General features: G+C 69.5%; 21 protein-coding genes. 13 read left to right on the forward strand and 8 right to left on the reverse strand.

Features of this window, described 5'->3' with window-relative positions:
• Positions 1-9 precede the first annotated feature (9 nt).
• Positions 10-1083 carry a heat-inducible transcriptional repressor HrcA gene (gene hrcA / locus QNJ67_01475; protein ID MDJ0607621.1) on the reverse strand — a complete coding sequence of 358 codons (1074 nt, stop codon included), beginning with the start codon at positions 1081-1083 and terminating at the stop codon, positions 10-12.
• A 154-nt stretch (positions 1084-1237) separates the two neighbouring features.
• Here hrcA and rph point away from each other — a divergent pair, with 154 nt between their 5' ends.
• The 4 genes from rph (at position 1238) to hemW (ending at position 5425) form a co-directional block, all read left to right on the forward strand.
• Positions 1238-1954, forward strand: coding sequence for a ribonuclease PH (rph, locus tag QNJ67_01480; protein MDJ0607622.1), 717 nt, complete (start codon positions 1238-1240; stop codon positions 1952-1954).
• Positions 1955-2128: 174 nt separating this feature from the next.
• The gene (locus tag QNJ67_01485) at positions 2129-3583 is read left to right on the forward strand and encodes a HAMP domain-containing sensor histidine kinase (GenBank protein MDJ0607623.1); all 1455 of its coding nucleotides are present in this window, start codon (positions 2129-2131) and stop codon (positions 3581-3583) included.
• A 37-nt stretch (positions 3584-3620) separates the two neighbouring features.
• Positions 3621-4217 (forward strand): RdgB/HAM1 family non-canonical purine NTP pyrophosphatase, encoded by a 597-nt coding sequence (gene rdgB, locus QNJ67_01490; protein MDJ0607624.1) that lies wholly within the window; start codon positions 3621-3623, stop codon positions 4215-4217.
• Positions 4214-5425: a radical SAM family heme chaperone HemW gene (gene hemW / locus QNJ67_01495; protein MDJ0607625.1), complete on the forward strand. Its 1212-nt coding sequence runs from the start codon at positions 4214-4216 to the stop codon at positions 5423-5425. Before rdgB ends, hemW begins: the two co-directional genes overlap by 4 nt.
• Here hemW and QNJ67_01500 read toward each other — a convergent pair.
• Positions 5418-6791: a penicillin-binding protein activator gene (locus tag QNJ67_01500; GenBank protein MDJ0607626.1), complete on the reverse strand. Its 1374-nt coding sequence runs from the start codon at positions 6789-6791 to the stop codon at positions 5418-5420. The two genes, hemW and QNJ67_01500, sit on opposite strands and share 8 nt — an antisense overlap.
• Here QNJ67_01500 and rsmI point away from each other — a divergent pair.
• The 8 genes from rsmI to QNJ67_01540 all read left to right on the forward strand — a co-directional run bounded on the left by rsmI (position 6776) and on the right by QNJ67_01540 (position 13358).
• Complete coding sequence (gene rsmI, locus QNJ67_01505; GenBank protein ID MDJ0607627.1) at positions 6776-7717, forward strand: 16S rRNA (cytidine(1402)-2'-O)-methyltransferase; 942 nt, start codon at positions 6776-6778, stop codon at positions 7715-7717. The genes QNJ67_01500 and rsmI overlap by 16 nt on opposite strands.
• Complete coding sequence (locus QNJ67_01510; GenBank protein MDJ0607628.1) at positions 7714-8094, forward strand: YraN family protein; 381 nt, start codon at positions 7714-7716, stop codon at positions 8092-8094. The genes rsmI and QNJ67_01510 overlap by 4 nt, the downstream gene beginning before the upstream one ends.
• Before the next feature lie 54 nt (positions 8095-8148).
• Positions 8149-8772: a BON domain-containing protein gene (locus tag QNJ67_01515; protein MDJ0607629.1), complete on the forward strand. Its 624-nt coding sequence runs from the start codon at positions 8149-8151 to the stop codon at positions 8770-8772.
• A 76-nt stretch (positions 8773-8848) separates the two neighbouring features.
• On the forward strand, positions 8849-9703 hold the full coding sequence (locus QNJ67_01520) for a transglutaminase-like domain-containing protein (GenBank protein ID MDJ0607630.1): 855 nt from the start codon (positions 8849-8851) through the stop codon (positions 9701-9703).
• Between the two features lie 59 nt (positions 9704-9762).
• Positions 9763-10722, forward strand: a complete 960-nt coding sequence (gshB, locus tag QNJ67_01525) for a glutathione synthase (protein MDJ0607631.1) — start codon at positions 9763-9765, stop codon at positions 10720-10722.
• A 71-nt stretch (positions 10723-10793) separates the two neighbouring features.
• Positions 10794-11828 carry a histone deacetylase family protein gene (locus tag QNJ67_01530; protein MDJ0607632.1) on the forward strand — a complete coding sequence of 345 codons (1035 nt, stop codon included), beginning with the start codon at positions 10794-10796 and terminating at the stop codon, positions 11826-11828.
• Positions 11829-11991: 163 nt separating this feature from the next.
• Entirely contained in the window at positions 11992-12570 is a 579-nt protein-coding gene (locus QNJ67_01535) for a 2OG-Fe(II) oxygenase (GenBank protein MDJ0607633.1), read from the forward strand.
• Between the two features lie 128 nt (positions 12571-12698).
• Entirely contained in the window at positions 12699-13358 is a 660-nt protein-coding gene (locus QNJ67_01540) for a cyclic nucleotide-binding domain-containing protein (GenBank protein ID MDJ0607634.1), read from the forward strand.
• A gap of 116 nt (positions 13359-13474) precedes the next feature.
• On the opposite strand, the gene QNJ67_01545 is transcribed toward QNJ67_01540, so the two are convergent.
• The 6 genes from QNJ67_01545 to QNJ67_01570 form a co-directional block, all read right to left on the reverse strand.
• On the reverse strand, positions 13475-13660 hold the full coding sequence (locus QNJ67_01545) for a hypothetical protein (protein MDJ0607635.1): 186 nt from the start codon (positions 13658-13660) through the stop codon (positions 13475-13477).
• 84 nt (positions 13661-13744) lie between these two features.
• The gene (locus QNJ67_01550; GenBank protein ID MDJ0607636.1) at positions 13745-13912 is read right to left on the reverse strand and encodes a hypothetical protein; all 168 of its coding nucleotides are present in this window, start codon (positions 13910-13912) and stop codon (positions 13745-13747) included.
• A 520-nt stretch (positions 13913-14432) separates the two neighbouring features.
• The gene (locus QNJ67_01555; GenBank protein ID MDJ0607637.1) at positions 14433-14783 is read right to left on the reverse strand and encodes a hypothetical protein; all 351 of its coding nucleotides are present in this window, start codon (positions 14781-14783) and stop codon (positions 14433-14435) included.
• The gene (locus QNJ67_01560) at positions 14780-16108 is read right to left on the reverse strand and encodes a sulfite oxidase (protein ID MDJ0607638.1); all 1329 of its coding nucleotides are present in this window, start codon (positions 16106-16108) and stop codon (positions 14780-14782) included. Before QNJ67_01560 ends, QNJ67_01555 begins: the two co-directional genes overlap by 4 nt.
• Before the next feature lie 137 nt (positions 16109-16245).
• Positions 16246-16713 (reverse strand): hypothetical protein, encoded by a 468-nt coding sequence (locus QNJ67_01565; GenBank protein ID MDJ0607639.1) that lies wholly within the window; start codon positions 16711-16713, stop codon positions 16246-16248.
• A 301-nt stretch (positions 16714-17014) separates the two neighbouring features.
• Complete coding sequence (locus tag QNJ67_01570; protein MDJ0607640.1) at positions 17015-18670, reverse strand: tetratricopeptide repeat protein; 1656 nt, start codon at positions 18668-18670, stop codon at positions 17015-17017.
• Between the two features lie 171 nt (positions 18671-18841).
• Between QNJ67_01570 and QNJ67_01575 the strand changes: the two genes are divergently transcribed.
• Positions 18842-20362 (forward strand): YifB family Mg chelatase-like AAA ATPase, encoded by a 1521-nt coding sequence (locus QNJ67_01575; protein MDJ0607641.1) that lies wholly within the window; start codon positions 18842-18844, stop codon positions 20360-20362.
• The last annotated feature ends 28 nt before the right edge of the window (positions 20363-20390 follow it).

Consider the following 20390-nt stretch of genomic DNA (forward strand, 5'->3'; position numbering starts at 1 on the left):
CCTGGCCGGTCAGCCGACGATCTGGCTGATGACCTTTGCCGTGTAATCCACCATCGGAATGACCCGGGCGTAATCGATCCGGGTCGGCCCGATCACACCGATCGCCCCGACCAGCTTCTGTTCCGCATCGCTGTAGGGCGCCACGATCATCGAGCACCCGGCGAGGCCGAACAGTTCGCTTTCGGCGCCGATGAAGATCTGGACCCCTTCGGCCTCTTCCGCAAGGTTCAACAGGCTGACCAGGGTCTTCTTTGTCTCCAGAGCGCCGAACAGCTGGCGGATCCGCTCCAGGTCCTCGATCGCGCTGATATCCTCGAGCAGGTGCGCCTGGCCCCGTACGATCAGCGCCCGGGCGCCGTCCGACGCCTGGCCGCCCCAGGTCGCGAGTCCCTGTTCGACGACCTTGCTGGTCAGCCCGTCGAGCTCGGCGCGCTGTTCCTGGAGCTCCCGGTTGATGATGCCCGCCGCCTCGTGGATCGTGCGGCCGACCAGCCGCGACGAGAGGTAGTTCGTCGCCTCGACCAAGGTCGAGGGCGGCAGGCCCATGGGAACGTCGATGATGCGGTTCTCGACCACCCCGTTGCCCGTGACCATGACCACCAGGGCCCGGCCCGGGCCGAGCGAGACGAACTCGATGTGCTTGAGGGGCGCCTCGGCCTTGGGCGCGACCACCAGGCCGGCGCAGTGGGACAGGGTCGAGAGCGTAGTGGTCGCCTGCTCCAGGATCTGCGGCAGGCCGCGGCCGCTGGCGGCGCACTGGCTCTCGATATGACGGCGCTCCTCGCTGGTCAGGTTGCCGCACTCGAGCAGGCCGTGAACGAAGAGCCGCAGACCCAGATCGGTCGGCAGGCGCCCGGCCGAGGTATGGGGCGCCATGAGCAGCCCCAGCTCTTCGAGGTCCGACATGACGTTGCGGATCGTCGCGGGCGACAGGTCCAGGCCCAGGCGCCGCGACAGGGTGCGCGAGCCGATCGGCGCGCCGGTCGCCACGTAGGCCTCGACGATATGCCTGAGGATATCCCGCGAACGCTCGTTGAGCTCATCCAGCGCCGGGATGTCCGGTTGCTTCAGCTCCGGCTTCATCCTGCTTCTCTTGCGGTTGCGAAGGAAACTTAGTTATCGCCCCCCAGCCCGTCAACGCGGGCGAACGGGATAGCGCCGGGGCCGAAGGATGGACGGGTTCCGGGCGATGGGTTAGCGTGCCCCACCCTATTCACGAGAGCGGCAGGAAAACCCCATGCGCCCATCCGGACGCGCGCCCGACGAGCTGCGCAAGGTCACGCTGGAGAAAGACGTCAGCATGCACGCTGAGGGGTCCTGCCTCGCCAGTTTCGGCAACACCCGGGTCCTCTGCACTGCCTCGATCGAGGACCGCGTGCCGCCCTTCCTGCGCAACTCGGGGCGCGGCTGGGTCACGGCCGAGTACGGCATGCTGCCGCGTGCGACAAACACCCGGACCGACCGCGAGGCGGTGCGCGGCAAGCAGACCGGGCGCAGCCTCGAGATCCAGCGCCTGATCGGCCGCTCGCTGCGCTCGGTCGCCGATACCGGGGCCATGGGCGAGCGCTCGATCCGGATCGACTGCGACGTCCTCCAGGCCGACGGCGGCACCCGGACGGCCGCCATCACCGGCAGCTATGTCGCGCTGCACAGCGCGCTCGGCCACCTGGTCGAGATCGGCGTGTTCGAGTCCGTGCCGCTGACCGACAACGTCGCCGCGGTGTCCTGCGGGATCGTCGACGGGACGGCGGTCCTGGACCTCGACTACCAGGAGGACTCCTCGGCCCAGGCCGACGCCAATTTCGTGCTGACCGGCGGCGGCGGGATTGTCGAGGTCCAGACCACGGCCGAGCAGACCGCCTTCGACCGCCGGCAGCTCGACGAGATGCTCGACCTCGCGGCGGCCGGCATTCAACGCTTGATCGAAATGCAGAACCAGGCACTGGAGTCCTAGTCCAGATGTCAGCTATGGCAGGTCTGGCCCGGCGGACGCTGTAATACACCGGTCGGTTGATTTTCTAGCGCTCAATTAGAGATATTTTAAACATCCCCCATTACACCCCTTAAGCAACCTTGGCGGCCCGCCAGAACGGCTGGGCGGAGAATCCTGAAAGGACGGACCGAGGGCGTGCAAGGGCAAGCCGCGAACAGCGAAGCGGATCTGGAAACCAGGATCGCCGCCGGACGGATCGAGTCCCTAATCCGCCAGCAGTCCCTGGCGGTGCCGGTCACGCTGGTGAACTCGGTGCTGGTGTTCGTTCTGCTGATGGGCACCGCGCCGACCGGCTTCCTGAGCGCGTGGCTCGCGGCGATCTGGGCAGCGACGGGGATCCGGGCCGCCATCTGGCTACGGCTCCGGGGCAAGACCGTCGCGCCGGACGCCGCGGCCGGCCTGGGGCGGCGCTTTACCGTCATCGCCTTGGGGTCCGGCCTGCTCTGGGGCCTGCCCGGCCTGGTGATGTTCCCCGAGAGCCCGATCGCCCTGCAGGGCTTCCTGGTCTTCGTGCTGGGCGGCATGTCGGCCGGCGCCGTCGCCACCCTGTCGTCCCACATGCCGGCTTTCTGCGCTTTCCTGCTACCCACGCTTGCCCCAGTCATCGCCCGGCTGTTCTACGAAGGGGGCCAGGGCGGCATGGCCTACGTCGCCATGGGCACCATGGGCCTGATCTACCTGCTGGTGCTTCTGGCGACCGCGCGCAGCCTGAACGAGATGCTGAGCCGCTCGCTGGCGCTGCAGCTCGAGAAGAGCGACCTCGCCGAGACCCTGGCGGCCGCGCGGACCGAGGCCGAGGCGGCGAGTATCGCCAAGTCGGAGTTCCTGGCCATGGTCAGCCACGAGCTGCGCACGCCGCTGAACGCGGTCCTCGGCTTCTCCGAGCTGCTGGAGCGTCAGGTGCACGGGCCGCTGGGGCACGCGCGCTACCGCGACTACGTCCAGCACATCCGCAACAGCGGCAACCATCTGATGCACCTGATCGACGACCTGCTGTGCCTGTCGCGCGCGGGGTCGGGCGGGCTGACGCTGGTCGAGGACGAGATCCCGGACCTGGAGGACTTCCTCAAGCAGTGCGCCGGGCTGCTCAAGATCCGCGCGGCCCAGAAGCGGCAGGTCCTGACCGTGGTCGAGGGCCGGCGCGGCCTCGGTCTCAGGGCCGACCCGGTCCGCCTGCGCCAGATCGTCCTCAACGTCCTGTCCAACGCCATCAAGTTCACGCCGGACGGCGGCGAGACGATCATGACCATCCGCCGCCAGCGCTCCGGCGGGCTGTCGATCGTCGTGCGCGACACGGGCATCGGCATGTCGGAGCAGGAACTGAAAGTGGCGCTCGAGTCCTTCGGCCGGGCGGACTCGTCCCACTCGCGCAGCACCGAAGGGGCCGGGATCGGCCTGCCCCTTACCGCCTCGCTCATGAAGCTGCACCAGGGCGAGATCGAGATCGTCAGCCGTCCCAACACGGGCACCAAGGTCAGCTTGCGCTTCCCGCCGGAACGCGTCATAGACGGGGCCGGGGCGGCCGAACTGCAGGCGCCCCGGGAACCACGAGAGCAACACGCCGGTCACGGTTCGATCTCGGTCGCCTGAAGCGCGCGGGTCGGACCCGCCGGGCAAGGCGGACGAGATGACGCGCGGATGGACCAGCGGTCCCCTGGTGATCGCCACCCACAATCCGGGAAAGCTGCGGGAGATCGCCGACCTGCTGCGGCCCTACGGCGTCGAGGTCCGCGCCGTCGGCGACTACGGCCTGCCCGAACCGGAGGAGAACGGCGAGAGCTTCGCCGAGAACGCCGAGATCAAGGCCCGGGCGGCCGCCGAGGGCACCGGCCTGCCGGCCCTGTCGGACGATTCCGGCCTGTCGGTCGCGGCGCTGGGCGGCGAGCCCGGCATCTATTCCGCGCGCTGGGCCGGCCCCGGCAAGGACTTCGCGGTCGCCATGACGAAGGTCGAGCAGGCGCTCGCCGGGAAGGCGGACCGGCGGGCCCACTTCACCTGCGCCCTGGCGCTGGCCTGGCCCGGCGGCGAGACCCAGGTGTTCGAGGGGCGGGTCGACGGCACCCTGGTCTGGCCGCCGCGCGGGGATCGGGGCTTCGGCTACGACCCGGTGTTCCAGCCCGAGGGCCACGACATCACCTTCGGCGAGATGGATCCGGAACGGAAGCATGCCATGAGCCACCGCGCTCGCGCCTTCGAGCAGCTGGTGGCCGCGGTCTTCTCGTGAACGCCGCGACCGCCGCCCCGGCGCGCAGGAAGCCGGGTTCCGAGCCGGTTGACGCCGGCCTGGCGGTCTACGTCCACTGGCCGTTCTGCCGCTCCAAGTGCCCCTACTGCGACTTCAACAGCCACGTTAGGGCCTCGATCGACCAGGCTCTGTGGCGGCGTTCCCTCTTGCGCGAACTGGACCATTTCGCTGCCGAAACGAAGGGGCGCCGGGTGACCAGCGTGTTCTTCGGCGGCGGCACGCCCTCGCTGATGGCGCCGCGCAACGTCGAGGCCGTGCTCGACCGCATCGCGCATCACTGGACCCTGGCGCCCGATGTCGAGGTCACCCTGGAGGCTAACCCGACCTCTTCGGAGGCGGCCGCTTTCGACGGCTTCCGGCGGGCCGGGGTCAACCGTCTGTCGCTCGGCGTCCAGGCGCTCGACGACAACGCGCTCCGCTTCCTCGGGCGCGGCCACGACGCGGCCGAGGCGCTGGCCGCCCTGGCGCTGGCGCGCGAGCGCTTTCCACGGGTCTCCTGCGACCTGATCTACGCCCGGCCCGGCCAGGAACGGCGCGCCTGGCGGGACGAGCTCGACCAGATCCTGGCGCGGGACCCGGAGCACCTCTCGGTCTACCAGCTGACCATCGAGGCGGGGACCGCCTTTCACGCCGCCGCGCGGCGCGGCGAGCTCGTCGTGCCGGACGCGGCGCGGGCCGCCGAACTGTTCGAGGCGACCCAGGAGAGCCTGACGGCGGCGGGACGGCCGGCCTACGAGATCTCCAATCACGCGCGGCCCGGCGCGGAGTGCCGACACAACCTGACCTACTGGACCTACGGCGACTATGTCGGGATCGGCCCCGGCGCCCACGGGCGCCTCAGGATCGGCGGCCAGAAGGTCGCCACACGGCAGCACCGCGCACCCGAGGCCTGGCTCGCGCTGGTCGCCGAGCAGGGTCACGGCACCCGGGCGCGGCAGGCCGTCGGCCCCGAGGACCGGCTGGCGGAGCTCACCATGATGGGCCTGAGGCTGACCCAAGGCATCGCCCGGGCAGCCTTCGAGCGCGAGCTGGGCGCGCCGCCCGAACAGATCTTCGACCCGGAGAGGCTCGGGGCGCTGAGCGAGGCCGGCTACCTGGTGCTCGACGCCGCCGGCCTGCGCGCGACGGCGGCCGGGCGGCTCCGCCTCGACGCCGTGCTGCGGCACCTGCTTCCGTCAGCTAGTTGAGCAGCTCTTCGAAGCTCTGGGGCGCGAAGTCGAGCACCTCGACCCCGTCGGGGCCCAGTTCCAGCACCGCGAGCCCGCGCTGGATCTGGCCGTTGGGCAGGAAGCGGAAGATGCCGTCCATGCCCGAGAAGCCGCTCGGCTGGGCGATGGCGGCGGGGCTGAAGTCGGGCAGGCGGCCGGCCGCCTCGGCGGTCCGGGACAGCACCGCGGCGAGCGCCGCGGCGTCGTAGGCGAGCGAGGCGATGCGCACCGGCTCGGCATTGTAGGTCAGTCGGTAGCGCTCCCGGAACCGCTCCCAGAGCTCGGGCGGCGGCGCGGCGAACCAGCCGCCGTGCAGCGAGGTCTCGGTCGCCAGGCGCGGGTCGTCCCAGAACGCAGTGCCGAGGAACTTCACCTCGACCGGATCGATGTCGTAGAACGCCAGCAGGGGCGCCAGGGTCATCAGCGACTTGCCGCCGACCGGCAGCAGCACCGCGTCGAAGTCCGGGCTGCCCAGCGTGTCGCGGGTCTCGAGCTGCTCCAGCAGGGCCTTGGACTCGTCGTCTTCCTTCTCCTCGAGCTCCTCGCGCTGCTCGAGCAGGGCCTCATGGCGCGCGTCGTACTGGGCCAGCGTGCGCACCTGGAGCGAGGGGTCGGGCTCGTCGGGATTGTAGGCCACCACGCGGGACAGCTCGACGTCGTTGGCGTCGACCGCGTCGCGCAGGGCGGTGATCACGGCGATCCCGTAGGGCGAGGCCGGCGCGAAGACCGCGAAACGCCGCACGCCCTGGCGGCTGGTGAAATCGACCACGCGGCGCACCTGGCTCCGGGGCGACAGCCCCATCACGAAGACGCCGTCGCCCGCGACCGAAGGGTCGTTCGAGAAGGCGATCACGCTGACGCCCCGGGCGCGCGCCTCCTGTGCCACGGTCTGCACCGAGGTGGCGAACAGCGGCCCGAGGATCAGGCTTGCCCCCGAGGCGAGGGCGGAGCGGGCCGCCCTGCGTGCGCCCTCCGGTGTGCCCTTGGTGTCGCGCACGATCAGGACGAACTCGTCGCCGGCGATCTCGAACACGGCGAGCTGCGCCGCGTTGAGCAGCGCCTGGCCGATCGGCGCGTGCTCGCCGGTGAGCGGCAGGAGCAGGGCGACGTAGGGCGTGGAGGGCGACACCGGGCGGACCGGGCCGACGAAGTCTTCGCCCCAGATGTTGTCGGGCAGGACGCCCGGGGGAAACAGCGGCTGCCCCGGTTGCGCCTTGAAGGATTCGTTCGTTAACTTGGGGTCGGTCGTGCAGCCGGACAAAACGATCAGAGCAAGCGCCGCGAGCAGGGCCGGTACGAGGCGTCCGCCCCCCGGAACGCGGGTCACGCATGGTACGAAAAGCACGCGATCAGTCCTCACAGCCGTCAACGCCGAGTCGGAACGGCGCCGAGCCTAGCCACGCCGTTCCGCGAAGTAAACCGGGCAAGCCTGAGCCCGGGCTCCATGTCGTCGCCACACCGATCGGCAACCTCGGCGACATCACGCTGCGCGCCCTCGATGTCTTGCGCAGGGTCGATCAGGTGGTCTGCGAGGATACGCGGGTCACGCGAAGACTCATGCAAGCCCATGGCTTGGACACAGATTTGACACCCTATCACGAGCACAACGCGGCCCGCGTGCGCCCGCGGCTGATTGAACGCATGAAAAATGGCGAATCGATGGCGCTGGTGTCGGACGCCGGCACGCCCCTGATCTCGGACCCGGGCTTCAAGCTGGTGCGCGAGGCGATCGCCGAGGGCGTGGCGGTCACCATGCTGCCGGGCGCCTCGGCGCCGCTGACCGCGCTGGTGGTCTCGGGCCTGCCCTGCGACCGCTTCTTCTTCGCCGGCTTCCTGCCGTCCAAGGACGGCGCAAGGCGGCGGGCCCTGGACGAGCTCGCCCCGGTCCCGGCGACGCTGGTGTTGCTCGAGTCCGGCCGGCGCCTGGCCGCCACGCTGGGCGCGCTCGCCGAACGGCTCGGGCCGCGCCCGGGTGCCGTGGCCCGCGAGCTGACTAAGGCCTTCGAGGAGGTGCGCCGCGACGACCTGGCGGCGCTGGCCAACCACTACCGCCGCGCCGGGCCGCCCAAGGGCGAGATCGTGATCGTGGTCGGCCCGCCCGAGGCCGCGGCCGACCTCGGCGAGAACCTCGACCAGCAACTCCTGGCCGCCCTGGAGCGGGCGAGCCTGAGGGACGCCGCCGCCCTGGTCGCGGCGGCCACGGGCCTGCCCAAGCGGCGGGTCTACGAACGGGCCCTGGCGCTGGCCGGCGGGCGGGAACCCGAGGCATGAGCCGGGACCGGCGCCGCGCAGCCTGGTCTTTCGGCCGCCGGGGCGAGACCCTCGCCGCCTGGTGGCTGCGCTGCAAGGGCTATCGGATCCTGGCGCAGGACTTCCGCGCCAAGGTCGGCGAGATCGACCTGATCGCCCGGCGCGGCGGGACCCTTGCCCTGGTCGAGGTCAAGGCCCGGCAGTCCGAGGAGGCCGCCGCCGAGGCGGTCCGGCCAGAGCAGCGGCGCCGCGTCGCACGCGCGGCACTGGCATTCCTCCAGCGCCACCCGGCGCTCTCGGCCCTGCGCCTGCGTTTTGACGTTATATTCATCGTACCTGGTAGAATGCCGCGTCACGTCCCCGACGCCTGGCGCCATGAGCCGCCGGGCGGCGTTTGACCCTTTCCCGGAGAGTCGCCCATCGCTATATCATTTTGGGAGCCTGAGAACGCCATGTATCCCGCCGCCCTTCATCGCCTTTCTCTTTCCGTCCTGCTCGCCGCATCGCTGGCGGCCGGCGCCTGTGCGCCCGCCGTCGTAGCCGGCGGCGCCGGCGCCTCCACGGCCGGCACCGTCGCGCTCCAGGAGCGCAGCGCGTCCGAAGCGGTCAGCGACGTCCAGATCCGGCTGGAGATCAATCACTACTGGTTCCAGGCCAGCGAGATCCTCTACCGCAAGGTCAACCTCCAGGTCCAGGAGGGCCGGGTGCTGCTGACCGGCGCGGTGCCCGATCCCCAGACCCGGGTCGACGCCGTGCGCCTGGCCTGGCAGGCCACAGGCGTGCGCGAGGTGATCAACGAGATCGAGGTCGACGACCAGACCACCTTGACCGACATGACCCGCGACACGGTGATCAGCCGGAAGCTCAAGAACCGGCTGCTGGCCGACAAGGAGGTCTCTTCGCTGAACTACTCGATCGAGGTGGTGAACCAGCACATCTTCCTGATCGGCATCGCCCAGGACCAGGCGGAGCTCGACCGTGTCATGTCCCACGCGAAGGACATTTCCTACGTCCGGCGGCTGACCAACTACGTGCGGCTGAAGGACAATCCCTTGCCAGAGCGCCAGGAGTCATGAGCCCCGACCATCCGGTCATGACCGGCCGGCTCTGATGGGCCGGCCACGATGAGCTGGTCGTGATGGGCTGGTCGTAATGGGCTGGTCGGGGGCCAGCGGGCGGCACGAGCTGGAAGCGCGGCTGCGGGCGCTCGGCGGCCGGGACGACTCAGAGATCGACCTCGCCGACGCCGCCCTGATGCTGGCGTCGCTCGACCGGCCCCGGGTCTCGCTCGACCGCTATCGTCACCACATCGACCTGCTCGGCCGGGACGTCGCCAAGGCGGCGGCGGCGCTGGAGGCCGCGGGAGTGATCGACCGCCGGGTCCGGGCGCTCACCCAGGTGATCGCCGAGGACTACGGCTACCGGGGCGACAGCCTGACCTACGACGACCTGCAGAACGCCAACCTGATGCGGGTGATCGACCGCCGCAAGGGGCTGCCGGTCGCGCTCGGTATCCTCTATCTCGCCGGCGCGCGGGCCCAGGGCTGGCCGGCCGAGGGCCTCAACTTCCCCGGCCACTTCCTGATCTCGATCGAGGGCGGCGGCGAACGGGCGATCCTGGATCCCTTCGAAGGCGGCCGGGCGCTGGAGCCGGCGGAGCTGCGCGGCCTGCTCAAGGCGCAGGCCGGCGGGGACGCCGAGCTGAGGCCCGAGCACTACGCCCCGGCCGGCAACCGGGAGATCCTGCTGCGCCTGCAGAACAACATCAAGCTGCGCCAGATCCAGGCCGAGCGGCCCGGCGAGGCCCTGGAAACCGTCGAGACCATGATCATGCTGGCGCCGGGCCAGGCGGAGCTGTGGCGCGACGCCGCCCTGCTGCACGCCCACCTGGGCAACCTGCGCGCGGCGGTGGTCGCCCTGGATCACGTGCTGGAGCTTTCCGAGGACCCCGGCGTCCGCCACGAAGCCGCCCGCTTGATGCAACAGGTGCGCGGCCGGCTGAATTGAGGTAAGTCACGTTGAGCCCGGGTGAAACCCGGGTCCGGATAAGCGGCAAGGGGGCGGCCATGAGTCTCGCAGTGGCCATTCAAATGGATCCGATCGAGCTGGTCGACATCGATGCGGACAGCACTTTCGCGCTGGCGCTCGAGGCGCAGCGCCGGGGCCACGGCCTCTACCACTACCTGCCCCAGGCGCTCAGCTTCCGCGAAGGCCGGGTCCACGCCCGGGTGCGGCCGCTCGAGGTGCGGCGCGAGCTCGGCAACCACGCCACCCTCGGCCTGCCCGAGACCATCGACCTCGCCACCATGGACGTGGTGCTGATGCGCCAGGACCCGCCGTTCGACATGGCCTACATCACGGCGACCCATCTGCTGGAGCACGTGCATCCCGACACCCTGGTGGTGAACGACCCGGTCCACGTGCGCAACGCGCCCGAGAAGCTCTTCGTCACCCACTTCGGGCCCCTGATGCCGCCGACCCTGATCTCGAGCGACCGCGAGGAGATCCTCGATTTCCGCGCCGCCCACAAGGACATCATCCTGAAGCCGCTGTACGGCAACGGCGGCGCCGGCGTGTTCCACCTGGAGCCGGGCAACGAGAACCTGGGCGCGCTGCTCGAGCTCTTCACCGAGCTCTACCGCGAGCCGATCATCGTACAGCGCTACCTGCCCGAAGTGCGCGAGGGCGACAAGCGCATCATCCTGATCGACGGCGAGGCGGCGGGCGCGGTCAACCGGGTGCCGCCGCCCTGCGAGGCGCGGGCCAACATGCACGTCGGCGCCCGAGCCGAGGCCGCCCAACTGAACCAGCGCGACCACGAGATCTGCCATGCGCTGGCCCCGGTGCTTAAGGAGCGCGGGCTGATCTTCGTCGGCATCGACGTGATCGGCGGCTACCTGACCGAGATCAACGTGACCTCGCCGACCGGCCTGCAGGAGATCGACCGCTTCGACGGCGTCTCGCTGGAAGCGAAGATCTGGGACGCGATCGAAGCGCGGCACGCGGAGCGGCATACCCTGCCCTGAAGCACCGGAGATCCGCTCTAGGGCCTGTTGACATTCGCTAAGCTCGACCCGACGATCACAAAGGGGCGAGCATGAAAACCATCTACAGCGACGACCACCGGCTGCAGGACGGCAAGGCCGAGCTGATCGACGGCAAGCTCCTGCCCTGCTTCGAGATGCCGAAGCGCGCCGACATCGTGATCGGCCGGGTGCGCGAGGTCGGCCTCGGCGAGGTCCTGGAGCCGGAGGCCCACGGCCGGCAGCCGATCGACCGGGTGCACGACACGGCTTTTGTCGACTTCCTGGCCAACGCCTGGGACGCCTGGACCGACGAGGGCCGCGACTGGGACGCTCTGCCGCTCAACTGGCAGGTCCGCGGCATGCGCGGCGACCGGGCGCCCGAAACGATCGACGGCAAGCTGTCCTACTACTCCTTCGACGCCGGCACGCCGATCACCGCCGGCACCTGGCGCGCCGTCAGCGGATCGGTCGATGTCGCCCTGACCGGTCAGCAGCTGGTCGAGCGCGGCGAGCGGGCGGCCTTCTCGCTCTGCCGGCCGCCGGGCCACCACGCGGCCAAGGACTATTACGGCGGCTACTGCTTCCTGAACAACGCCGCTATTGCGGCCCAGGCCTTCCGCGACGGCGGCGCCGAGCGGGTCGCCGTGCTCGACGTCGACTACCACCACGGCAACGGCACCCAGTCGATCTTCTACGACCGCTCGGACGTGCTGTTCTGCTCGCTCCACGGCCACCCGGCCCAGGAGTTCCCCTTCTTTCTCGGCTACGAGGACGAGATCGGCGAGGGCGAGGGCGAAGGCTGCAACCGGAACTATCCGCTGCGCTGGGGCACCGCCTGGGGACCCTGGCGCGAGGCCCTGGAGGACGCCTGCGCCCGGATCGAGACCTTCGGCCCCGAGGCCCTGGTGGTCTCGCTCGGCGTCGACACCTTCAAGGAGGACCCGATCTCCAAGTTCAAGCTGGAGAGCGCGAACTACCTGGAGATCGGCCGGATCGTCGAGGCGCTCGGCAAGCCTACGCTCTTCGTGATGGAGGGCGGCTACGCGGTCGAGGCGATCGGGGTCAACGCGGTCAACGTCCTGACCGGCTTCGAGGAAGCGGCTTAGCAGGCTCTTATGAGGGTCGCCTTGCCGGCACCATCACCCTTCGACAAGCTCAGGGTGAGGGTGTTATGCATCAAACACTTACCCTCATCCTGAGCTTGTCGAAGGATGACGTTGATCAAGGGCTCCATCGGTTTTCGGCAGCCTGTTCGAGCGGGAGACCAGCGTGCCGCCTCCGGCCCAGAAATTCCTGACCAACTGGCACCCGGCCATCGCCGCCGACGGGGTCTTTTCGCCGGCGGAATGTTCCCGGATCGTCGCGCAGGGCGGCGAGACCAGGGAGGCCGGGATCAAGGACGAGGGGGGCGCGACGGCGCACAGCGGCTATCGCGACAGCAGGGTCTCGTGGATTCGGCCTGGACCCGAAACGAATTGGCTGTTCAGCCGCATGCTGGACTTCGTGCGCCACGCCAACGAGGCCCACTTCCGGGTCGAGATCGCCGGCTTCACCGAGCCCCTGCAGCTCGCAGAGTACGGCCCCGCCCAGCACTACGACTGGCACCTCGACATCGGCAACGGCCCGATCTCGGTTCGGAAGCTCAGTTTCATCGCTCAGCTGACCGACCCGGCGGACTACGAGGGCGGCGCGGTCGAGATCTTCTCGGCGCGCGAGCCCCACGCCATGCCGCGGGCCCAGGGCTCGGTCATCCTCTTCCCCTCCTACGTCCTGCACCGGGTCGCCCCGGTAAGCCGGGGGATGCGGCGCTCGTTGGTCGGCTGGATCGGCGGCCCCCACTTCCGGTGAAGTCCGCAGAACCAACCTTGTGAGCAAAGCCACAGTTCGAGGCCGGACGGCGTGGGAAGTTCGGCGGAATGCCGCCCGGCGATACTGGAGCCGGCGGCATTTTGGTTCCGGTCAAGGGGAGCAACGCAGTGCTCGGAGCAACACTCGACAGCGCTTGGCTTATTCACGTCGCGGCACTCCTGCAGGTCGTCGGCCTGGTGCTGCGGCGGCAGCTCGTGCTGCGGATCTTCCTTTTGGCCGGCTCGCTGGTCTACGTCGCCTACTTCTATTGGCACACGGCCGAGCCGATGCTGGCGGCGGCCTTCTGGAGCGCCGCCCTCGGCGCGGCCAACCTGGTGGGGATCGTCCGGCTCATCCTGGAACGCCTGCACTTTCGGCAAAGCGAGGACGAGCGGCATTTCCTGGAGACCCTCAAGGTCCTGACCCCGGGCGAACTGCGCCGACTGATGCGCCTCGCGCGCTGGCAGGTCACCGAAGTCACGACCACGCTGACTCAGCAGGGTCAGCCGGTACGCAGCCTCTACTTCGTGCTGGACGGGCAGATCGACATGGTCAAGGACGGCAAGGCCTTCTCCAGCCGGCCCGGCGTCTTCATCGGCGAGGTCGCTTTCCTGCTGAACACGCCAGCCTCCGCCACGGTATTCCTGGCGCCGGGCACCAAGTACATCGAGTGGCCGGCCGACGCCCTACGCAAGATGCTGGAGCGCACGCCCTCGCTGGAAAGCACCATGGACCAGCTGTTCAACCGGATGCTGGCCAGCAAGGTTGCCCGTTCCTGGGGCAAATAGTGGCGGGGCTCCAGACTCCCTGCGGCACCGGCTCGCCCCAGTGAGCCGGGGATCGCGGCGCCCGCTGGTCGGCTGGATCGGCGGCCCGCACCTCCGCTGAGCGCGTTCCGCCAGGCTCAGCGTCCGCGCGGGTTGGCGAAGCCGTCAAAGCGGTAGTTGGTCCTGCCGCCAGCCTTCTTCATGGCGCCCGGTCCGTCGACTTTCTCGTCCGGCGTACCGGCCGTGCCGCCCGATTGGGCGCAGCCCGTCAGAAGCATGAGCGCAGAAGCGCCGGCAACAAGAAGCCGCTGCAAGTGTTTCATGGTCGGCCCTCCCAGAAGCCACATTCAAGAGCCCACGTCCCGGCTCTCTCGGACGGATCAACGCCCATAGAGCGGTCTGCGCCCCTATCGTCCGCCCTTGCCGGCGAAGCCGCCCCGGCGGTAGTTCGTCGTCATGTTGGGATACTGGTTCGTGGCGCCCGGTTCGGAGCTCTGTCCACCGGATTGCGCGCAACCGGTCAACAGTACCAGGGTCGCCGCGCCGACCAGCACGGCCTGCCTCAGATATCGCATCCCGTCCTCCACATAAACCGACATATTACGCGCGATATGCGGCGCTTAGATCACGCCACAGTTGAAAATCTTTTGGCTGATCCGCTCCCAGGCAGGGGGCGTAATATCCCGCAATGAGAAACTGACGGGGGGCCGCGCTTACTAACCCTTTCAACAAGGAGTGGAACCGTGGCTGAACTTGCTTTCCCGATCCTGAACATGGCGATCCTCGGATCTTTCGTTGCTTGGATGCTGATCGACAGCAAGCTCGAAGAGTATCGCGACTAATGGGCAGTCTCGAGCGGCGGCCCTCGCGCCGCCGCCCGCGTATCAGGCAAGAACCGCTTGAAGCAAACATTGAACATAGCGGCGTTTGGATTAGCGTCCCTTCTCGTCCTGGTGGGCTGCATGCCCTCCACCGGGACGGTCGGGTCGACGCCCGGCGCCCATTCCGAACTCAACAGCAACTATCGGACCGACGGCTTCGCCGACCCGCGCAGCAGGTAGGGGCCCTTTACCGGAGCGCTGATCTCTGAGACCTCTATCGGTTCCGCCGGTCCGCGCCGTAGTGGTCCGCGAGATAATCGAGGACGAGAGCGAGGGATTCGGCGTCGAGTTCGGGCATGCCCTGCTCCTCGACCATCCAGACCAGTGTCTCGTCCCAGGCCTCTCGGCTCAGGCCCTGCTGCTTCACGATCATGAGCGAGTGGCACGCGCCGCAGAGGCTGTAGACCTCCTCTCGGCCGACACCGGCGGGCAGGCCGCCCCATTCGTCCGCTTCCGCCACCTGCAGCGATCGTGCCGGCGCCGCCCGCTCGCTGGCGGCATGGACCATGCCGCCAACGGCGAGCAGCGCCGGCAAAAGCCCGAGGATTGCGCGCGAGCCCCTCAAGCCGGAACGCGCACCGCAATGCGGTGCATGGCGTTGTTGAGGTAGCCCTTCGGATTCCAATTGATCGCGAAGGGCTGCATAACGCCCCCGTCGTCGGTCGCCCGCGCCCAGACCTCGTAGTAGCCGCGGCCGGGGAAGCTGAGCTTGGCGGACCAGCGCTGCCAGGAATAGTGGTTCGGCGGATCCATGAGATTGGCCTCGATCCAGGTCGCGCCGAAGTCGATGCTGACGTGCATCGCCGCGACCTTGCGGTCGCCGGCCCAGGCGTGGCCGCCGACGGTCATCGAGCTCCCGCCGAGCGTGACGCCGGACTCGTGAGTCGTGATCAGCGACTTGACCGGCATGGACTCGATGATCTCGAAGTCCTCCTTGGGGACCTTCTCGCCCGGGGCGACGTTGTAGCGCGGCACCCGGTAGGACGTGCCGGTCATCTTCGGCCCGTCGTGCACCACGTCGCGGATCTGGATGCGGCGCAGCCACTTCTGCGAGGTCGAGCCCGGCCAGCCGGGGCAGACCGTGCGCACCGGGAATCCGTTCAGCGTGGGGATCGGCTCGCCGTTCATCTCGAAGGCGATCAGGGAATGGCGCTCCATCGCCTTGGCGATCGGCACGCCGCGCGAGATCGGCAGCTTTTCCGGATCACCCGACAGGTGGCCGTCCATGCCGAAGTGCGCCGTATAGACGGCGCCCTCCTTGACACCCGCGGCCTTGAGCAGATCGCTGTAGCGCACCCCGGTCCACTCGGCGTTGCCGATCGCGCCCAGGGTCCACTGGTTGCCCTTGGCCGGCGGGTTGAACGCGGCGCGGCCGTTGCCGCCGCACTCGACCTGTAGCTTGAGCTTGACCACGTCGAACTTGCTGCGCAGGTCGTCGAGGGTGAGCGTCATGGGGTTGGAGACTTCGCCGTCGATCTCCAGCGTCCAGCCGCTCGCGTCCATCTTCTCGGCCATCTCGGGCAGGAGCCCGTTGTTGCGCACGAAGTGCCGCTCGTTCGGCGTCACGTCGTCGTCGAGAAGGTGCGGCGGCGTCTCGGCGTTGATCGGGCGGTCGTTCAGGACCGTCAGGCCTTCCTTGCCGACCAGCTTGAAACTGGACTTGTCCTCGGCCAGCGCGGCGGGGATCAGCCCGGCCGGCATGTTGCGGTGATAGGGGATCGTGCCGCCGACCACCGCGCCCATGGCGGCGAGACCTGCGCCCTTCAGGAACCCGCGCCGGTCGCCGTTGGCGCGCCTGCCGAACAGCAGGTAATCGGCGCGTTCCGGATCTTCCTGGTAGAGCTCGCAGATGCCCCGCTCGCTCTTCTTGGGGGTTTTCGCTTTGGACATGTTCCTCCTCCCTGCCCGGGTCCCAATGCCTCGGCGGGCGACGGGACACGGACGCCCGTTCTGCTTGTTCGGAACATGTTAGGCGAAGGGCCGCTTCGCAGGGAAGCCCCGTTGCATTGCCCGTGGAGTCGGCGGGCTCAGCGCTCGGCGATCGCGTCGTAGATATAGGAGGCGGCCAGGCCCCAGATGACGTTGGTGCCGAGCGCGACGGGCGTGATGCGCCTGAGGTCCGACAGCCAGTCCCGCTTCGGCTCCGGGGAGGACTCGAAGGTCGCCATCACGTCCTGGCCGAAATCGAGGGCGGCGGCGAGCGGCGCGCCGCTCTGGAAGAACAGGATGTCGGCCAGCGTGGCGGCGACCCCGACCAGGATGCCGCGGATCAGCCAGGACCGGGCGAAGAGCGGCAGGAGCAGCAGAAAGCCGAACAGCCCGCCCAGCGTCACGAGCTTGTAGAGAAAGGCCGGAAAGGCGTGGGCGGCGAGCGGCAGCTTGAACCACGACAGGATGCCGGTTTCCAGCGCGACCTTGTAGGCCGCGAACTTCATGGCGCCGCCGCCGGCGCCGGCGGCAAAAGCGATGGCGAGGTTGCGCAGCAGCATGTGCATGGTCGGTCTCCCGCGCTCATCAATGACCGCCGAAACCTACCGTCCGGTTAACGCCGCCCGGTTAGCGACATGGCCCCGGCCCGCCGGATCGGCTCAATGCGACTGGGTCACGACACGCGAATTGCTGAAAACCCTGGAGCCCTTGATCACGATCATCCTTCGACAAGGGGGCGTAGGCCCGGCGCTACGCGCGGATGAGGGTAAGTGCCTGAAACATAACGCCCTCACCCGCGCGAAGCGCGAGTGCTGCGCACTCCTGTCGAAGGGTGACGGTCCCGACTGAGCACATCTTCAACAGCTGCTATATCGCCTTTGGCGATTCCTTGCCCGGATCTGCTTCCAGTCGCCGCGCCAGCATGGCCTTGAAGGCGTTGGTGATGCGGGCGAGGTAGCCGGCCTGATAGGGAAAGGCGGCGACGTAGTCTAGGTTGATCCGCATTGCCGGGTTGGCCTCGAAGATCAGGGCTGCGCCGTCCGGCAGGACCGCGAAGTCGACGCCGAAGAAATCGAGGCCGAGCGCGGCGGGCAGGCGGTCCAGCGCTGCGGCCGCCTTCGGGCCGATCATGGCGCGGTAGTCCTCGAGGAAAGCGAACTCCTCGGCGCGCAGAGACTTTCGGCCGCGCATCAGCTTCAGCCGGTCCGCGCTGTGCAGGTTCCAGTGATCGAGGATCAGCCTGTGCTCGGGAAAGAAGCGGCCGTCGATGCAGAAGAGCCGCATCTTTCGGAAGAGGCCGTCTTTCGGATCGCTGAAGTCGCGATAGGCGATCAGGAAGACCTCGCGCCCTGCGAAGTCGGCGAGGGCCTGCTCCAGCTCGGCCTCGGTCTCGGCCCGGCGCATGTCGATGCCGGTGTGGCTCTCGACCGGCCGCACGATGAGCGGCAGCGCCAGGCCCGCCTCCTCGAGCAGCCGGGCCGCCGCTGTCGTTTTATCGATCCGCCGGCGCAGGGTCTTCGCCATGGTGAGCCCCTCGATGCCCTGGAGCCGCCGGTAGATCTCGTCCCGCGAGGTCTGCAGCACCCGGGCCGGATCGTTGATCACCGGCAGCGCCGAGCCGCGCAGCAGCTTCATGGCCCGTTCGAGCGAGCCCGACTCGAGCTCCGGGTCGGCGATGCAGTTGATCACCAGGTCACTCTCGGCCAGCACCTTGGCGATCCGCCGAAGGTCGCTGCCGCCGCCGAGGAAGGCCCGGTCCAGCGCCAGGCGGCCGTGGTCGATGACGTCCTCGATCTTGAAGTGGCCGGAGTTGATCGCGAAGGTGAAGGCGGCGCCCCGCTGGCCGCCGAGCACGAAGTCGGGGTTGTCGAGACCGTAGAGCGCGAGCACCTTGCGCGGCTGGCCCTTGTTGCGCGGATCGGCGATGACCGACTGGACCTCGAGGAAACGGCGGGTCTCGGCCTTCGCTTCGCCCAGCTGCTCCCGGTCGAGCAGGACCTGGATCAGGCCGCGGCGCGGCGGTGACCAGGCCGGCCGGGCCGCGATCGCGCGTCGGAAGCTGTCGGCCGCCGTGTCGAGCCGGCCGAGCGTCTGCTGCAGGGCGCCCAGGCTGTGCAGCGCCCGGGCGTGTCCCGGGTCCACGGCGACCGCCCGGCCGAAGAAGTCGAGGGCCTGCTCCTGCTCGCCCTCCTGCAGCGCGATGACCCCGAGATTGTAGAGCGCCGCGCCGTGGCCCGGCGTCTTCTTCAGCAGGCCCTGGTAGAGCTTCTTCGCCTCGGCGAGCCGGCCTTCGCCGTGCAGCGCGACGGCGCGCTCGAAGGACCCGGGCCTCGCGGAGGACTTCGCCGCCGCGGGCCTGGGCTTCGTGGCTTTGGACGCCTTCGCTCTGGAGGTCGAGGCCCTGGGCGACGCGGCCTTCGGGGCGGATTTGGCAGTGGTCTTGGCGGACGCGGTCTTGCTCCGGGGCTTGGCCGATTTGCGCCCGGCGGTCTTGGGCTTCGAGGACCCGGCTTTCTTCGGCATCGCAGAAAAGGCCTTGGAGCGGGAGATCCGCCAGGATGCTAGTCGGGCAAGATAAATGAACTATGACCAATGGAGGGGCGGCGGCGGCCGCGGCCAGGATCGCCCGTGGCGATTCCATCGAACCCGGATCTGCTCTAGGCTGTCGACCAGGAGTTGCAGCGGGGGAGCGGGATGGTCGCGCGTGTCGGGACCGTGGCCTTTCAGGGGATCGAGGTGGTGCCGGTAGACGTCCAGGTGCAGATGTCGGCCGGGGGCCTGCCGGCCTTCACCGTGGTCGGCCTGCCCGACAAGGCGGTCGCCGAGAGCCGCGAGCGGGTGCGCGCCGCCCTGGGCGCGCTCGGCCTGGCGCTGCCGATCGGACGGATCACGGTCAACCTGGCGCCCGCCGACCTGCTCAAGGAGGGCAGCCACTTCGACCTGCCGATCGCGCTCGCCCTGCTGGTCGCCATGGAGGTGCTGCCGGCCGACGAGCTGGGCGCGACGACGGCGCTGGGAGAGCTGGGCCTGGACGGGCGCCTGGCCCCGGTGCCCGGCGTGCTCAACGCGGCGATGCACGCCCTGGCCGCCGATCGGAGCTTCGTCTGCCCGGCCGCCCAGGGCGGCGAAGCGGCCTGGGCCGAGGGCCTGGAGATCCTGGCGGCCGACAGCCTGCTGGCGCTGGTCAACCACTTCAAGGGCACCCAGGTGCTCGCACCCCCCGCGCCCGCCCTGGCGGCGGGGCCCGGCGAGGCGCCGGACCTGGCCGACATCAAGGGTCAGGAGAGCGCCAAGCGGGCGCTGGAGGTGACCGCCGCCGGCGGCCACAACCTCCTGATGATCGGCCCGCCCGGCTCGGGCAAGTCCATGCTGGCGAGCCGCCTGCCCGGCCTGCTGCCGCCGCTGGCGCCGGCCGAGGCGCTGGAGGTCTCGATGATCCATTCGGTCGCCGGGCTTCTCGAGGGCGGCAAGCTGCTGCGCGCCCGGCCGTTTCGCGACCCGCACCACTCGGCCTCGCTCGCCGCCCTGGTCGGCGGCGGCCAGCGCGCCCGGCCCGGCGAGGTCTCCCTGGCGCACCTGGGCGTGCTCTTCCTCGACGAGCTGCCCGAGTTCCAGCGCTCGGCCCTGGAGGCGCTGCGCCAGCCGCTCGAGTCGGGCCGGGTCGCGGTCGCCCGGGCCAACCTCCACGTCGCCTATCCCTCGCGGGTCCAGCTGGTCGCCGCCATGAACCCCTGCCGCTGCGGCTACCTGGACGATCCGGGCCAGGCCTGCAGCCGGGCGCCGCGCTGCGCGCAGGACTACCAGAGCCGGATCTCCGGCCCGATCTTCGACCGCATCGACCTCCACGTCGAGGTGCCGGCGGTCAGCGCCGCGGACCTCTCGCTGCCGCCGCCGGCCGAGGGCTCGGCCGCCGTGGCGGCCCGGGTCGCCGCCGCCCGCGAGCGCCAGCGGGCACGCTACCAGGACGTTCCGGCGGCGGAGCGGCCGCGCGCCAACGCCGAGGCCGACGGCCGCCTGCTGGAGGAGGTCGCATCACCCGACGCCGAGGGACGGTCCCTGCTTAGCGAGGCGGTCGAGCGCATGAAGCTCTCGGCCCGCGGCTACCACCGCGTCTTGAGAGTCGCACGCACCCTTGCCGACCTGGAGAGCGCCGAGACCGTGCGCCGGCCCCACGTCGCCGAGGCGCTCTCCTACCGCCGGGTCGTGCCGCGGTGAGGCAGCGGCCACTTCAAGGGCACCCAGG

The sequence above is a fragment of the Kiloniellales bacterium genome (assembly GCA_030064845.1).
GTDB lineage: Bacteria > Pseudomonadota > Alphaproteobacteria > Kiloniellales > JAKSDN01 > JASJEC01.